The 16,574-nt window shown below is 39.7% G+C and carries 13 protein-coding genes, 2 tRNA genes and 2 rRNA genes; 2 read left to right on the forward strand and 15 right to left on the reverse strand.

The features are described 5' to 3' along the window. From G6Q10_RS08530 to G6Q10_RS08540, 3 genes are read right to left on the reverse strand one after another with little or no spacing between them, the layout of a single operon-like run. Complete coding sequence (locus G6Q10_RS08530) at positions 1 to 636, reverse strand: nicotinamidase (RefSeq protein WP_163655102.1); 636 nt, start codon at positions 634 to 636, stop codon at positions 1 to 3. Next, on the reverse strand, positions 633 to 1,160 hold the full coding sequence (locus G6Q10_RS08535) for a dihydrofolate reductase family protein (protein WP_163655104.1): 528 nt from the start codon (positions 1,158 to 1,160) through the stop codon (positions 633 to 635). Before G6Q10_RS08535 ends, G6Q10_RS08530 begins: the two co-directional genes overlap by 4 nt. Continuing rightward, complete coding sequence (locus G6Q10_RS08540) at positions 1,160 to 2,164, reverse strand: zinc-binding alcohol dehydrogenase family protein (RefSeq protein WP_163655106.1); 1,005 nt, start codon at positions 2,162 to 2,164, stop codon at positions 1,160 to 1,162. Before G6Q10_RS08540 ends, G6Q10_RS08535 begins: the two co-directional genes overlap by 1 nt. Positions 2,165 to 2,406: 242 nt before the next feature. On the opposite strand from G6Q10_RS08540, the gene G6Q10_RS08545 reads away from it, so the two are divergent. Further along, the gene (locus G6Q10_RS08545; RefSeq protein WP_163655108.1) at positions 2,407 to 2,946 is read left to right on the forward strand and encodes a cyclic nucleotide-binding domain-containing protein; all 540 of its coding nucleotides are present in this window, start codon (positions 2,407 to 2,409) and stop codon (positions 2,944 to 2,946) included. 135 nt (positions 2,947 to 3,081) lie between these two features. On the opposite strand, the gene G6Q10_RS08550 is transcribed toward G6Q10_RS08545, so the two are convergent. After that, positions 3,082 to 3,261, reverse strand: a complete 180-nt coding sequence (locus G6Q10_RS08550; RefSeq protein ID WP_163655110.1) for a hypothetical protein — start codon at positions 3,259 to 3,261, stop codon at positions 3,082 to 3,084. 1 nt (position 3,262) lies between these two features. Next, entirely contained in the window at positions 3,263 to 4,063 is an 801-nt protein-coding gene (locus tag G6Q10_RS08555) for an HAD family hydrolase (RefSeq protein ID WP_163655837.1), read from the reverse strand. A gap of 149 nt (positions 4,064 to 4,212) precedes the next feature. Here G6Q10_RS08555 and G6Q10_RS08560 point away from each other — a divergent pair, with 149 nt between their 5' ends. Beyond that, positions 4,213 to 5,076 carry an alpha/beta hydrolase gene (locus tag G6Q10_RS08560; RefSeq protein WP_163655112.1) on the forward strand — a complete coding sequence of 288 codons (864 nt, stop codon included), beginning with the start codon at positions 4,213 to 4,215 and terminating at the stop codon, positions 5,074 to 5,076. On the opposite strand, the gene fdhD is transcribed toward G6Q10_RS08560, so the two are convergent. From fdhD to G6Q10_RS08610, 10 genes are all read right to left on the reverse strand, one after another. Beyond that, positions 5,077 to 5,865, reverse strand: a complete 789-nt coding sequence (gene fdhD, locus G6Q10_RS08565; protein WP_163655114.1) for a formate dehydrogenase accessory sulfurtransferase FdhD — start codon at positions 5,863 to 5,865, stop codon at positions 5,077 to 5,079. Between the two features lie 30 nt (positions 5,866 to 5,895). After that, a complete protein-coding gene (locus tag G6Q10_RS08570) occupies positions 5,896 to 6,372 on the reverse strand; it encodes a helical membrane plugin domain-containing protein (RefSeq protein WP_163655116.1) in 477 nt (158 codons plus the stop codon). A 2-nt stretch (positions 6,373 to 6,374) separates the two neighbouring features. Next, positions 6,375 to 9,356 carry a formate dehydrogenase subunit alpha gene (gene fdhF, locus G6Q10_RS08575; RefSeq protein WP_163655118.1) on the reverse strand — a complete coding sequence of 994 codons (2,982 nt, stop codon included), beginning with the start codon at positions 9,354 to 9,356 and terminating at the stop codon, positions 6,375 to 6,377. Between the two features lie 218 nt (positions 9,357 to 9,574). Further along, on the reverse strand, positions 9,575 to 10,384 hold the full coding sequence (gene proC / locus G6Q10_RS08580) for a pyrroline-5-carboxylate reductase (protein WP_163655119.1): 810 nt from the start codon (positions 10,382 to 10,384) through the stop codon (positions 9,575 to 9,577). A gap of 94 nt (positions 10,385 to 10,478) precedes the next feature. Then, positions 10,479 to 11,888 (reverse strand): MDR family MFS transporter, encoded by a 1,410-nt coding sequence (locus tag G6Q10_RS08585; protein ID WP_163655839.1) that lies wholly within the window; start codon positions 11,886 to 11,888, stop codon positions 10,479 to 10,481. A gap of 173 nt (positions 11,889 to 12,061) precedes the next feature. Continuing rightward, positions 12,062 to 12,958: a TetR/AcrR family transcriptional regulator gene (locus tag G6Q10_RS08590; RefSeq protein WP_163655121.1), complete on the reverse strand. Its 897-nt coding sequence runs from the start codon at positions 12,956 to 12,958 to the stop codon at positions 12,062 to 12,064. A gap of 129 nt (positions 12,959 to 13,087) precedes the next feature. Continuing rightward, positions 13,088 to 13,160: transfer RNA gene (locus tag G6Q10_RS08595), tRNA-Thr, on the reverse strand. A gap of 23 nt (positions 13,161 to 13,183) precedes the next feature. Next, positions 13,184 to 13,256, reverse strand: a tRNA-Asn gene (locus tag G6Q10_RS08600). Between the two features lie 12 nt (positions 13,257 to 13,268). Beyond that, positions 13,269 to 13,384: ribosomal RNA gene (rrf, locus tag G6Q10_RS08605) — 5S ribosomal RNA — on the reverse strand. Between the two features lie 74 nt (positions 13,385 to 13,458). Next, positions 13,459 to 16,392, reverse strand: a 23S ribosomal RNA gene (locus G6Q10_RS08610). Positions 16,393 to 16,574: the final 182 nt, after the last annotated feature.

Raw genomic sequence — 16,574 nt, forward strand, 5'->3', positions numbered from 1 at the left:
TTATTTTATACTGCAATATTCGGCGAGCTCTTGACGCGAGTTGGCTAAGCGAATTCCTTTTTCTTCAAGTTGTCTTTTTGTTGTATCGTAACCTTCTTCTGTTAAAGCACGCGTTGCAGGTAAATACACAATGACTGGGAATCCTGCTTTATGAAGCTGTAAAACGGTCGTCTTTACGCAAAAATCAAAAGCCAATCCACCAACAAGCACTAAATCCACTTTTTGTCCTTGTAAATATTCAAGAACTCCCGTTGTTAAATTTTCACTTATATCGTGATAGCACGCACCATAAGGATGTAAATTCCGTTCAATTCCTTTCCAAATAAAATAATTATATCTGGTCGGCTCAGGTAAGCCATCTAGTAGTTCAAAACCTGGTTTTCCAGGTTCACAGTGCCGCACCCATGTCAAATCGGCTTCTTTATAGTCTAAAGGTTGCAGCATCTCTTCAGGCTTTTCCACTACCCAAACAGCATTTTTCGGATGTGCATCTTTACTGCCCAAACGATACTCACCAAGTGTAGCCATAAAATTGAGCTCCTCTACAATATTTTGTCCTTCTGGAACAGGTAGTTCAGCTGGACAAAGTGGTGTAAATCCTTTTTGTGCATCCACGTCAAATGTTGCAATCTTCATCGTTCGTCCTCCAAATTTTTATAAGTCAGCTGTGCAAATTCACCAAAACGCGTAACATCATCTAATTTTAATGGATGGATGCTATCTTGCTCAAATAAGGGGATCCCCTTGCCAAGAATAATGGGTGCAACCGTAATAACAAATTGGTCAATCGCCCGCTCTTTTAAAAATTGCTTCACAAGAGCCGCTCCACCAACAAGCCAAATACGTTCTCCATGAATTCCTGAAAGCCAGTCATTTACTTTTCCGGAAACGAAATTAGCATATTCATCTTTGGTCCCTGCTTTTTCAGTTGAAAAAACATAAACATCCTTTTTGCTGTAAGGAAACGTATCTGTCAAAGTAAAAAGTTGCTGATATGTTGTTTTTCCCATAACAACTGTATCGATGTGGTTAAAAAATTCTTGATAGCCGTTATCAACACCGCCGTCTATTTTTTCTAACCATTCTACACTGCCCGATTCATCCGCAATAAATCCATCTAAACTCATTGCAATATAAAGTGAAACATGTTTTTTAGACATTAACTTTCAAATCCTTTCACTACTAATTTTCCGATTGAATGACCAGATTCAATAAAGAGATGCGCTTTTCTCATTGTTTCTGCATTAAATGGTTCTAAGACTTGTTTCAGCGTTGATTTCAGTTTCCCTTGATCAAAATAATGGGCTGCTTTTGTTAAAATTTCATGTTGCTTTATTTGATCTTCTGTCTGATATTTTGATCTCGTAAACATAAATTCATAAACAAATGTAGCACTCTTATCCTTCAATAAATCCAAATCAGCCGGTTCGCTTAGCTCTACAATGGTACAAATCTTTCCTTGTGGTTTAATTAATTTTAACATCGTTTGTAAATAAGTCGACGTATCATGTAAGCAAAGAATGTAATCAATGTCAAGACCCGATAATTGTTGCTTTAACAACTTATGATGATCAATCACTCGATCCGCGCCATTTTCTTTGCACCACGAAATTGTTTCCTTACGTGAGGCTGTTGTAACCACATATAAATTGCTTAAACGAGCAAGTTGTGTAGCAATTGAGCCAACACCACCCGCGCCATTGATGATTAGAATGGTTTTTCCAGCATCTTTTTCTGCGTCAATTCCCAAACGATCAAATAATGCTTCCCAAGCGGTTAAAGTAGTAAGTGGCATAGCTGCTGCTTCTTCGACTGTAAGTGACTTCGGTTTCAGTGCCACAAGCCGCTCGTCAATTAGTGTATACTCGGCGTTATGCCCTTGGCGCGTGACATCACCTGCAAAGTAGACTACATCTCCTTCTTTATACATCGTCACCTCTTCACCGGTAGCGATAATCTCGCCAACTGCATCATAACCTAATATCCGCGGCATTTCACTGGCCTCCGTGTTCATTCGTTGTTTTGTATCAACCGGATTGACTGAAATGGCCTGCACTTTAACAAGTAAATCGCGAGAATTTGGTGTAGGCGTAGCGATTTCCAAATCCAATAAACTTTGTGAATCTTCACTAGGTAATCCTTGGTATAACCCCACTGCTTTCATTTTACAACACATCCTTTTGTAATTATACATTCCCGCTATTCAAAAATTAATACATCAAACATAAGAATTTTAGTTTTTCAATAAACTAAAAAGTTTATTACTTTTTTCTATAAAAATACAGTTTTTTTCAACTTTTTCTATATTTTTGCTAAAAAGTTTCACAAAATGTCCACAGACAAAAGAATAATCTACCTGTTATTATAATGTAAGAGAAAAAATTCAACTTTTTAGGAGCCGAAATAATGGGAAAATCTACTTTAAAATTAAAAAAAGGCGAAATAATAAAAACTGAACAATTTGATGACAAATACTTATTAGTTCTTGATGGTTATTTAAGCTTGAATTTAGGTGATCATATTCCTATTCAATATTATTCGCAAAAACATATCTTAATTCTCGAAAACCTCAGCCGTGATCTATTTTATGTTGCTAAAACTGATGTACAGCTACTAGCTCTAGATAAAAGCATCATTAAACCTAACTTTTTAAAAGCGAACGATGTTGAATTTGCACATTATCATAGCCTATATATGTCATCAGAAGAACGAGTAAAGTTCAATTTGTATTATTTAGGTGAGCGCCTTGGTACCAAGACAGATAGTGGTATTGAGCTCCCAGCCTTTTTAAACCAAAACGAATTTGCTAGTTACTGTAACATTTCACGTGTTTTTTTAAATTCATTGTTAAAAAACCTAAAGCAAGAAAATGTCTTATTATCAACAAAACGACCTTGGCTTATCCGCCCACAAGAAGTTGATTCCGAATTACTTGTAAAAAATTAATCAGAAAATCCCGAAGTATTTTTATACTTCGGGATTTTCTATATCATACGATTTAGCTATATTTACAATTTAATCAAGCGATAGCGTTTGTATTTAAGCGGTTGTCGCCGATTTATTTTGTTTATGTCATAGACTTTACTCTATTTTATTCGAAGAGGCGACAATCATTTTTGTCCCCTTAGCAAAAAGAGGTATGGCAATAATCACACCAATCAGTGTTACAAGAGCAACCAATCCAACCATAAGTAAGCTAACCCCAACAATGACAAAAAATAGTTGTTTAAAAAAATGACCAATATCGAAATTCTCTTTCATATTAAGTTCCCTCCTCTAAATTGGCTTGAATAAAGGCTCCTACACCCCCATTATCATTACTATCCGCAACTTTATCAGCTTTTTCAAGTGTTAAAGGAATGCTGTTTTTCATTGCTACACCAATTTCTGTAAGCTCTAGCATAGCAATATCATTCTCATTATCACCAAAACTAATCGTTGTTTTTAGATCCAAATAACCTTGCTCCGCTAAAAAGCGCAAACCATGGGCTTTATCGATTCCCTTATTCATGATATCAATTAAATTAGCGCCTGAAGATAAGACAGACATATCAAGACTAGCTAAAGCCGTCCTAATTTTCTCTCGTTTTTCACCATTATTTTCTACAACGAGGATTTTTAATAAATATTCATTCTCACGAAGTTCATTTAATGGCGTTTGTGTAATTGTGATTGGTACCTGTTCGTTTTCTGGTAAAGTCCGATTTTGCCCGGTGAAAAAAGCAATTTTACCTGTAATGCTAGGCCCTAAAATACGTTCTGTTGTATATACATGGTAATCTGCATTAAATTCAGCAAGTTTTTCTAGAATACGAGCAACTTTATCAACTTCAATATCACTTTTATATAATATTGCTCCTGTTTTAAAATCTCTCACTAAGCCACCATTACATGAAATAACTGGCATATTAATTTCCAGTTCATGAATAAACGGTAAAATAGCTAAATCCAGCCGTCCAGTAGCTAAAACAATTTTTTTACCTGCTTGTTGCCAATTCTTGAATACTTTTTTATTAAGCGGGTGTATTTGATCCCCTGCTGTAACAAGTAATGTCCCATCCATGTCTGTTACAATGGTATCTATTTTATCTGTCACTTAAATCTGTCCTTTCTATCATCCAAAATTTACTATAACGTATTATATCGGACTTTTCCTGGGTTGTCACACCGACTTCTTTTTTTGTATAATAATTTAAAGGAAGGAGGTAAAAAATGCGAAAATTAATTCCTGCTTTATTCTTCACGATTGCCTTTTTACTCAGCGGCTGTGCACAAGAAAGCAAAACCCCTAACAAACCTCAAGCTGTCAACCTTGCTTCGAAAACACCTATTCTCCTTGTCCATGGTAGTGGTGGAGGCATTCATTCGTTTGATGAACTGGCCGATCGCCTGACAAACGAATACCAACTTTCCAATGAAAGACTTACGGTTACAGTTGAAAACGATGGTTCACTTAATTATAGTGGTCATCTCACAAAAAATGCCAAGCGTCCTCTCATTGTTGTTGCTTTTAGTCAAAATAGTGCTGAACCCACGGAATGGGCAGAAGGACTAGAAGCTGTTATTGCCGACTTACATTCATCGTATCAACTTGACACTTTTGATGCAGTTGGACATTCAAATGGCGGCTTAGCTCTAACGCATTATCTTGAATCTAAAAAAGCAAAAAACACGCCAAAATTAAAAAAATTAGTAGTTATTGGCTCACCTTTTAATGATTTAGAAGGAGAAGATAATATTTTTCAAGCTAATTTTACAGATGTTACAAAAGAAACAGCTACGCTAAAAGATTTTTTAAGTAAACAAAAACTGATTCCAGACAAGCTTGAAGTACTATCAATCGCTGGAAATTTAGCTCCTGATAAAGAAAATGACGGCATTGTGCCTCTTGAAAGCGCCCTTGCTTCACGTCTTATCTTTAAAAATCATTCCCAAGTATATATCGAAAAAGTACAAACTGGGGAAAATGCGGTACACCAAACACTTCATGAAACCGAAGAAACCGCCAAACAAATTAATTGGTTCTTAAAAAATGATCGTCTATCAACGAAAAAAATATTCGAAACGACTAATTAATTACAGTTGAATCCGCTCACTTCCAGTATAAATATTCATGCTTTCATCACGAATAAACCCGACTGTTGTCAAATTTAATTCTTCCGCCATTTTAATGGCAAGTTCAGTTGGAGCCGAACGTGAGAGAATCATGCTTACACCAATTTTAGCTGTTTTCACTAAAATCTCTGAGGAAATACGACCGCTGAAAATAATAATTTTATCAGCAACTGTTAATTTTTCCTGTAAGCATTGACCGTAAATTTTGTCTAACGCATTATGTCGTCCAATATCCATTCGGCTACAAATGATTTGGCTTGCATCACAAAGCCCTGCATTATGTACTCCGCCAGTTTCATGAAATGTACAAGACTCCTTTTCAAACTGCTCCATTAAATTAAAAATAGAATCTGGTTTAATTTGCAGCTTACCCAAAGGACTTGGTTGAACCAATGTGGCATCAGCTTGAAAGTAAAAATTTTCCCGTGATTTCCCACAACATGATGTAATGTAACGTTTCGTGCGATGCTTTGTATTAAACTGATTGATAAACTTTGCGGTTACATAAGCATGACCGGTTGCCTCAATGATTTCAATTTTTTCAATATCTGAAGGGGTGCTAACAACCCCTTCAGATATCAAAAAACCAATAATGAGATCCTCTAAATGATCAGGCGTACAAACAATGGTAATCAGCTCTTTTTGATTCATAAAAATGGTTAGCGGATATTCGGCTGCAACACTAGCTTCTTGCTCATGGGTTAGGTTGTTTTTATAATGAATAACTTGCCATTTTGCACTTGATTCCATATAATAACCCCCTCAAAACACATTGACTCCTTATTTTAAGCTCTCGCCAATTCCTTTTAAAAAGCTTAAGCTATATCGTAATGCGCGATTGATATCTGGGTCTTTCAAAGCTTTCATCAAGCCAAAAAAACCAATAATTTCTTCGCTTTTAGCATCTTCTTCTGCTTTTTTAGCTGTTTCTTTTAAATGATTGATCAATTCCTCGGTTTGTTCAGGTTTTATTTCTGTTAGAAGTTTACTAGATAACATTAAATTATTAATTGCGTTCGTTGTTGGTTCTTTACGCCATTCATTTAATGCCGTTTTAGCAATTTCATCTCTAGCTTTCATTGTGCTATTTAAAGTTTCTAAAGCTCCTGAATCATGAAGAAGCTTAACAAACTCAAGAAGCTCCTTAAAACCAGCTGCATCTTTTGCAATGCCTTCTTTGAGTTCAGCTAAGTTTTGCTCATCCTGTTCTTTTTCAGTTGGACGCGTATCACGAATTTTAGAAATTGGTTCTGCCATTTTTAGTTCGCTCCTTTACATTTACAACCAGCATCATTTTTACACTGGTGATTTACGCTAGAAATAGGGTGATAATCTTCTCGTTTCCATTTCCGCTCAACTTCAGTACCATTTTGCGGATGACGCTTATAATTACGAGAGTTATTTTCTGGTAGTGGATTTTTGCCTTCTTTTTCCAGTACTTCTAGAGCAACTCTCATCTGCTTATAAGCTGGAGTTTTGGTTCTAACGTCACCAGCACTAGTTGTTAAAAGGTTAATCGCTGTCTCACTGCTTACAGAATGCATCGGCACATATACTTCATTTCCTTGCATTCTATCAGTGACAACTGCTCGCAACTTGATCCGTCCATACGGGGAGCTTAAACGAACAAGCGAACCACTTTGGACCTCACGTTCTTCTGCTAATTCTTTTGAGACTTCAACAAATACTTCCGGAAGCTTATAATTAAGTCCGGCAGATTTACCAGTTAAATTCCCTTCATGAAATTGTTCAAGCAAACGTCCGTTGTTTAACTGCAAATCATATTCTTTTGGAAATTCAAGTGGGGGCACGTAAGGTACTGTTGAAAGCTTGGCCTTCCCATCAGGAAAATTAAATCTCTCTTCATATAATAACGGCGTATCTTCTCCCGTTTGATCGACTGGCCAAACTAAACTATCAAATTGCTGCAACCGATCATAATGAACACCACTGAAAAATGGTGATAAACTAGCAATTTCATCCATAATTTCACTAGGATGATTATAATTCCAATCAAATCCTAAATGTTTCGCTAGCTCTTGTGTAATCCACCAATCTGGTTTAGAATCCCCAAGAGGAGGAAGCACTTCATATAGACGCTGAATCCGACGCTCAGTATTTGTAAAAGTTCCTGCTTTTTCAAGCGAAGGAGCTGCCGGAAAAACAACATCTGCAAATTGTGCTGTTTTTGAAAGAAATACATCTTGAACAACAAAGAAATCCAGTTTCGCTAAAATATCTTGTACGTGATTTGAATTTGAATCAACCCAAGCCATTTCTTCTCCTACAAGGTACATCGCATGTAATGTCCCTGATTGAATCGCATCGAGCATCTCATTATTTTTCAAGCCCGGCGTCGCTGAGATGGAAACGCCATATGCTTCTTCAAAACGCGCCCGAACTTCATCGTCGGCTAATGATTGAATCCCCGGTAGCATGTTTGGAAGCGATCCCATGTCACAAGCACCTTGAACATTATTATGTCCTCTCATTGGATAAGCTCCAGCGCCATGTCTACCGAAATTACCTGTTACAAGGAGCAAATTAGCAATTGCAGATGATGTATGTGAACCTGCGATATTTTGTGTTACGCCCATTCCCCAGCATATTGCAGTGCCATCAGCCTCGTGAATCATTTCTGCCATTTCTTTCAATGTAGCAACCTGAAGGCCTGTTTCTTGTTCAGCAAATTCTAGTGTAAACGGCTCTAAAAAATGAAGATATTCTTCGACATTCGAGATTTTTTCATTCATAAATGCTTCATCATGCCAATTTTGGTCAATCATATATTTTGCAAGCGCCGTTAGCCAGACAAAATCAGTTCCTTGTTTTGGCCTAACAAACAAGTCTGCACGTTCAGCCATTTCATGCTTGCGCAAATCAGAGACAAGGAGTTTTTGCCCACCGTATTTGTGTGCTCGCTTAATACGACTGGCAAGAACAGGATGCGCTTCTGCAGGGGTACAACCTACTAAAATCACAAGACCAGCTGTTTCAATATCTTCAATTGTACCGGAATCCGCACCAATCCCAACCGTTCTTGTTAAGCCATCAGAAGCAGGTGACTGACAATAACGAGAACAATTATCTACATTATTTGTTTCAAAAATTTGGCGTGACATTTTCTGAACTAAATAATTTTCTTCATTGGTGGTCTTTGATGAGCTAATGAAACCTAACGCATCATTTCCATGTTTAGACTGAATTTCACGTAATTTAGTAGCTGCATAACTCAGCGCCTGATTCCAACTTACAGGAACAAATTCATCCCCTTCTCGAATAAGTGGCGTTGTTAAGCGCTGTTCACTATTTACAAAATCCCAGCCAAATTTGCCTTTTACACATGTGGCAAATTTATTCGCAGGGCCTTCTCCAGTTGGTTCAACCTTAAGAATTTTGCGGTCTTTTGTCCAGACTTCAAATGTACAACCCACCCCACAGAATGTACAGACTGTTTTTGTCTTCTTTGTACGTGTATCACGCATGGCAGCCTCCATCTCGGATAATGCGAAAACAGTTTGATAATTTGGCTCGACTTTTTTCACCATATCGATCATTGGCTCAAGTAGATCTTCATCTAAGCCTGTCATAAAACCAGCTTGTCCAAGCATTGATTTTTCCATCATGGCATTACATGGACAAACCGTTGAACAAAGCCCACATGAAACACAAGAAGACATATTAGCTGGCTTGTCATCATCCCAAATAACCCGTGGCTGTGGGCGCTCCCAATCGATAGAAAGTGTTTCATTGACTTGTACACTTTGACAAGCTTCAACGCAACGTCCACATAAAATACATTGGTCTGGATCATAACGATAAAAAGGATGCGAAAAATCATTCATATAACCTTTTTCACGATACGGACGTGTCTGAGCTTCGATTTCTAACATCTCTGTTGTATTATGTAAGCGACAATTTCCATTGTTATTGTCACAAACGGTACAATAGAGCAAATGGTTTTCTAAAAGACGATCCATTGCTTCTAGCTGCGCATTTGTTGCTTTCTCAGACCTTGTCCGAATATCCATGCCTGCTGTTATCTCTGTACTACAAGCACGCATTAATTCTCCATCTATTTCGCACATACATGTATCACATGACTGGATTGGCCCCATTTCTTTGCTATAGCAAATATGGGGATGCTTCATTTCGACTTCATTAAGGTAGTCAAGTATCCGCGTTCCCGAATTTACTTGATGCGTCTCTCCATTAATTGTTACTGACACTTTATCACTCATTCATCTTAGCCCCCTCAAGGTTTCTGACATTCGTTTTCACCATATGAAAAGAAAGCGATTTCAACATGTGAATTAATTTAATTATAACAGTCATTATTCAAAATTCACAGCAAAAGACATACTTGATAATCGTTATCAAATAGCGTATTTTGGCGTTTTTCAACCGATCAAAAAGGCGTAGGACAATCATTCACATTTGCCATGTTTTTTCTAAAAAATCATTTTCCTAAAGACATTCTTTTTTCCCATTCAATCGTTGCTTCGACACCTTTCATCACAGTAGCAATAAACGCTTCATCTTCTAATGCTGAAACGCCTGCAATTGTTGTTCCACCGGGTGAACAAACTTTATCGATTAAAGCAAAAGGATGTTCATTGCTCTCTAGAACCATTTTTGCACTACCAAGAACAGCTTGTGCAGCAATTTCAACTGCTTTTTGTTTTGCCATACCAGCTTTTAAAGCCGAACGCGCTAGTGAATCAATATATAAGTAAGTAAAGGCCGGAGAACTTCCAGCAATGGCAGCAAAAATCCCAAATTCTTTTTCTTCAATTAACATCGTTTTACCCACTGCATCAAATATCTGTTGTACTAATTGTGTGTCATTTTCATTTACCTGTTCATTTGGAGAAATCCCTGTCATTGACTCCCCAATTGTCGCATTAACATTGGGCATAACTCGGATAATTCGGCTTTCAGAAGGGAGCATTTTTGCCAAATGTTCAAGTGAAAGCCCTGCTGCAATCGAAATAATAAGTGGTTGATTAGCCTTGATTGCCTCTTGTAAAGGTTGCAAAACATCTGCAAACATATTCGGCTTCACAGCAACGATAAGCACATCTACTTTTTTGACCAGATCAACTGGATTTGTTTCAGGTGTAATACCTGTTTTTTTACTATAATCGACTACTTTTTCGGTCGTACGGCTTTCTACATGAATATTTTTAGCAGGTAAAAGTGCTTTTCTCAAAATACCTTCAATAATTGCAGTCGCCATATTTCCAAGTCCAATAAATCCAATTTTCATTTTCCCACTTCCTCTTTCTCATTTTACTTACATAAAATCTTATCATTTTTGGATAAAAAAAACACGCTTCCCGCTGCGGAAACGTGTTTTTAAATTACTTTTGTAAATACTTTGCGGAGCTGCCTTCTTTTGGTTTATTTTTTATGAAAAAGCTCAAAATCAAACCAAGAATAGCAAAAATAACAGCGACCAAAAATGCTGCATTCATCCCATTAAGACTAGCATCCATTGCTTTTTTAGCATAAGCCGCATGATTAGTTACTGCAAGCGACTTACTTGGCATGCCATCATCTGTAACATTTGTTAACACAGTGATCAAAATAGCAGTTCCAATGGATCCTGCAATCTGACGCATCGTATTAATAACCGCAGAACCGTGATTAATCAAATGATTTGGGAGTGCATTCATGCCAGCCGTACTAATTGGCATCATCACCATTGAAATCCCAAAGAAACGCACAGCATAGAATAATATAATATACCAAAGTGGTGTATCTGCAGTAAGGAAAATAAATGGAATCGTACCTCCAACTAGAATCGCAAGACCCAAAGTAGCTAGCCATTTAGCTCCTACTTTATCAAAAATTCTACCTGTAATTGGGCTCATAATCCCCATTAACAACGCACCTGGAAGCAGCAGTAATCCTGAATGAAAAGCTGATTCACCATGAATATTTTGTACGTATAATGGTAAAACAATTTCAGCACCAATCATTGCCATCATCACAATTGAACTTAAAATGACAGATAATGAAAAAATAGGGTACTTAAAGACACGGAATTCAAGAATTGGATTGGCAATTTTTAATTGGCGCCAAATAAGCAGTGTAATAAACACAACACCAATAATTAACGTCGTAATAACAGCTGGATCACTCCACCCATCATTCCCCGCTGAACTAAATCCATAAAGGAGTGAACCAAATCCTCCAGTAGATAGCACAATCGATAAATAATCGATTTTTTTATTTTTCAATTCAACAACTTTTTTCATACCAATAAAAGATAAAATAATATCAAGTACCGCAATTGGAATGATGACAATGAATAAATAATGCCAATCATACGAATCGACAATCCAACCAGAAAGTGTCGGCCCAATCGCTGGAGCAAAGGCAATAACAAGCCCCATAAGCCCCATTGCAGCGCCACGCCTTTCTCTAGGAAAAATGAGCAAGAAGATCGTTTGTAAAAGCGGCATCATAATCCCTGCACCAGCAGCTTGGATAATACGCCCTGTTAGCAACATCCCAAACGTTCCAGCTGAAGCTGAAATAATTGTCCCAATTAGGAAGACAAACATTGCTGACGTAAAAAGTATTTTTGAACTAATTCGTTCAATCAATAAAGCTGTAATTGGGATCATAATCCCATTTGTTAGTAAAAAAGCAGTGGTCAACCATTGCCCTGTCGAAGCTGTAATCTTTAAATCTTTCATAATCATTGGTAAAGCTGTCGCAAGAACTGTCTGGTTAAGTATAGCCACAAAAGCCCCAATAATCATCGTTGTAACTAGAAGTGCACGATTAAACGGCTTTCCATGCACATCAAGTGGTTTATCACTTGTTAGTCTATCCAATTATAAAGTCCCCTTCCTCAAACATTTCAACAATATATATGTAGTATAATAAAAATATACTACATAGTCAACTCGAAATGACTCATTTGTTCAAACTACTATAAAAGCGCATTAACATTTGCCTCAAGAAGCAGCACTTTTTTTTCAATCGCTCGTGGCGCTTGCTGTTTTAAATAAAGCAACGTCCCTTGAATAATAAAATCACGTGGTACCTCATTATTGTTTAACTCAGCTAGGATTGCATTTAATGATTCTTTATATTGCCACTTATCAGAGTCAGAAATCCCTAACTTATCAATTTGCAAAGTTAGTTCTTCCACATTTTTTCTTAATTCGGCCATGCGCTTTTTCCTTAATCCAGCTTGCTTTGGTACAAAACAAGCAGATACTTCTTCTGTAATCATGACTTCTCCAGATTTAACAATATCTTGGACTAAAGCATCTAATCGATGTACAATATATGGCACAACATCATCAAGCAAACGCATTTCCTCACTAACAGCCCCACTTGCAAAAACAAACATAAACGTAATCCCTGTAAGCATTAACGTTAAGTCATTAACATATGGTGCTGTTTCTTCTCCATAAACAAGCAAAATTTGATTTTTAATCCATTCCAAACTCTTTAGCCTCACACTTGATAAAAATTGATTAAAATCATCATCAATCATCGCTTGTGAAAAAGAAATATTCAATATCTCCGCATTTTTACTATGAAATCGAATCATCAAATGAAGTGCTTCAATAAACTTCTCTTTTAGCTCCTTGGTTTTGGCTTCATCAGTTATAATACGGTCCAACTTCTGATACAAAACCGAGTACTCTTGTTTAAAAATGACAATGGCCAACTCTTCTTTTGATGTAAAATAATTATAAAACGTTCCTTTTGAAATTCCGCTAGCTTCGACAATATCAGCCACTGAAGTCAGTAAATAACCTTTTTTTCGGAATATTTCTTTCGCGGTAGTAATAATTTTTCGTTTTTTATCTTTCAAAATCTCAGCTCCCGATTGTTTTTTTACACAATAAGTATATTATAATTAGACCATAAGTTCAATCTAAATGATAATTAATTTTTCATATCAAAAAAGAACTTGTAAAAATTACAAATTCTTTTTTATATAAGCCACTTGCCGGGCTTGAACCGGCGACCTCTTCCTTACCATGGAAGCGCTCTACCAACTGAGCTAAAGCGGCAAATCCTTATTGATATGCAAAAACTCCACAGGCAGGACTCGAACCTGCGACCGATCGGTTAACAGCCGATTGCTCTACCAACTGAGCTACTGTGGAATAAAAATCAAAGCCCGGCAGCGACCTACTCTCACAGGAGGAAGCCCCCCACTACCATCGGCGCAGAGAAGCTTAACTACCGTGTTCGGGATGGGAACGGGTGTGACCTTCTCGCCATTGCTACCAGACTTATTCATTGAAAGATGATTCTTTCAAAACTAGATAAAAAGGGTGATTAAACCTGACTCCAAGAGTCTTTTTTAAGGATAAGTCCTCGATCGATTAGTATTTGTCCGCTCCATATGTCGCCATACTTCCACTCCAAACCTATCTACCTGATCTTCTTTCAGGGATCTTACTTTCTTTCGAAATGGGAAATCTCATCTCGAGGGGGGCTTCACGCTTAGATGCTTTCAGCGTTTATCCCGTCCGCACATAGCTACCCAGCGATGCTCCTGGCGGAACAACTGGTACACCAGCGGTGCGTCCATCCCGGTCCTCTCGTACTAAGGACAGCTCCTCTCAAATTTCCTGCGCCCGCGACGGATAGGGACCGAACTGTCTCACGACGTTCTGAACCCAGCTCGCGTGCCGCTTTAATGGGCGAACAGCCCAACCCTTGGGACCGACTACAGCCCCAGGATGCGACGAGCCGACATCGAGGTGCCAAACCTCCCCGTCGATGTGGACTCTTGGGGGAGATAAGCCTGTTATCCCCGGGGTAGCTTTTATCCGTTGAGCGATGGCCCTTCCATGCGGTACCACCGGGTCACTAAGCCCGACTTTCGTCCCTGCTCGACTTGTCAGTCTCGCAGTCAAGCTCCCTTGTGCCTTTACACTCTGCGAATGATTTCCATCCATTCTGAGGGAACCTTTGGGCGCCTCCGTTACTCTTTAGGAGGCGACCGCCCCAGTCAAACTGCCCACCTGACACTGTCTCCCCACACGCTAAGTGTGGCGGGTTAGAATGGTCATACAGCAGGGGTAGTATCCCACCATTGCCTCCTCGCACGCTGGCGCGCGCGGCTCTTTGGCTCCTACCTATCCTGTACAAGCTGTACAAACATTCCATATCAGGTTGCAGTAAAGCTCCACGGGGTCTTTCCGTCCTGTCGCGGGTAACCTGCATCTTCACAGGTACTATAATTTCACCGAGTCTCTCGTTGAGACAGTGCCCAGATCGTTGCGCCTTTCGTGCGGGTCGGAACTTACCCGACAAGGAATTTCGCTACCTTAGGACCGTTATAGTTACGGCCGCCGTTTACTGGGGCTTCAATTCGCACCTTCGCTTACGCTAAGCGCTCCTCTTAACCTTCCAGCACCGGGCAGGCGTCAGCCCCTATACGTCACCTTACGGTTTTGCAGAGACCTGTGTTTTTGCTAAACAGTCGCCTGGGCCTATTCACTGCGGCTCTCTCGGGCTTTCACCCTATCAGAGCACCCCTTCTCCCGAAGTTACGGGGTCATTTTGCCGAGTTCCTTAACGAGAGTTCTCTCGCTCACCTTAGGATTCTCTCCTCATCTACCTGTGTCGGTTTGCGGTACGGGCCGCTCTACTCTTCCTAGAGGCTTTTCTTGACAGCGTGAAATCAGGAACTTCCGTACTTTAATTTCCTTCCCCATCACAGCTCATGCTTCGTAAGAAGCGGATTTGCCTACTTCTTACACTCACTGCTTGGACGCACCTTTCCATCTGTGCGCTTCCTTATCCTTCTGTGTCACCCCTTCGGTCAAACAAATAGCGCGGGTACAGGAATCTCCACCTGTTGTCCATCGCCTACGCCTATCGGCCTCGGCTTAGGTCCCGACTAACCCTGAGCGGACGAGCCTTCCTCAGGAAACCTTAGATATTCGGTGGAAGGGATTCTCACCCTTCTTTCGCTACTCATACCGGCATTCTCACTTCTAAGCGCTCCACCAGTCCTTTCGGTCTGGCTTCTCTGCCCTTAGAACGCTCTCCTACCACGAACATCTTACGATGTTCATCCACAGTTTCGGTAATACGTTTAGCCCCGGTACATTTTCGGCGCGGGGTCACTCGACCAGTGAGCTATTACGCACTCTTTCAATGGTGGCTGCTTCTAAGCCAACATCCTGGTTGTCTAAGCAACCCCACATCCTTTTCCACTTAACGTATATTTGGGGACCTTAACTGGTGGTCTGGGCTGTTTCCCTTTCGACTACGGATCTTATCACTCGCAGTCTGACTCCCGAAGATAAGTCAATGGCATTCGGAGTTTATCTGAATTCGGTAACCCGAGAGGGGCCCCTAGTCCAAACAGTGCTCTACCTCCATGACTCTCTACTTCGAGGCTAGCCCTAAAGCTATTTCGGAGAGAACCAGCTATCTCCAAGTTCGATTGGAATTTCTCCGCTACCCACACCTCATCCCCGCACTTTTCAACGTGCGTGGGTTCGGACCTCCAGTAAGTATTACCTTACCTTCATCCTGGACATGGGTAGATCACCTGGTTTCGGGTCTACGACCTGTTACTCTTTCGCCCTATTCAGACTCGCTTTCGCTACGGCTCCGCTTTTTCCACTTAACCTTGCAACAAATCGTAACTCGCCGGTTCATTCTACAAAAGGCACGCTATCACCCATTAACGGGCTCTAACTACTTGTAGGCACACGGTTTCAGGTACTCTTTCACTCCCCTTCCGGGGTGCTTTTCACCTTTCCCTCACGGTACTGGTTCACTATCGGTCACTAGGGAGTATTTAGCCTTGGGAGATGGTCCTCCCAGATTCCGACGGAATTTCACGTGTTCCGCCGTACTCAGGATCCACTCTAGAGAGAAGCACATTTCAACTACCGGGCTGTTACCGTCTCTGGCGGGCCTTTCCAGACCGCTTCGTCTATCTCCTTCTTTTCTTACTCCGTATTTGAGTGTCCTACAACCCCAAGAAGCAAGCTTCTTGGTTTGGGCTCTTTCCGTTTCGCTCGCCGCTACTCAGGAAATCGATTTTTCTTTCTCTTCCTCCAGGTACTTAGATGTTTCAGTTCCCTGGGTCTGCCTTTCTTTTGCTATGTATTCACAAAAGAATCCTATCTGACAAAAGATAGGGGGTTCCCCCATTCGGAAATCTCTGGATCAATGCTTACGTACAGCTCCCCAAAGCATATCGGCGTTAGTCCCGTCCTTCTTCGGCTCCTAGTGCCAAGGCATCCACCGTGCGCCCTTTCTAACTTAACCTTATTTCTTTCCTTATAAATAAGGAAAGGCATGTTCTTTGATCTGCGATGATCAAAGAAGGTTCATGCTTTATTTTGACTCGGTGTCTTGGTTTACACAAACCAATGGTTTGTGTGGTTTTCACTTTACTTTTTATCTAGTTTTCAAAGAACAATCTTTTTGAGAAGTTACCCTCTCAAAAC

Source organism: Listeria sp. PSOL-1, from assembly GCF_902806445.1.
Lineage (GTDB): Bacteria > Bacillota > Bacilli > Lactobacillales > Listeriaceae > Listeria.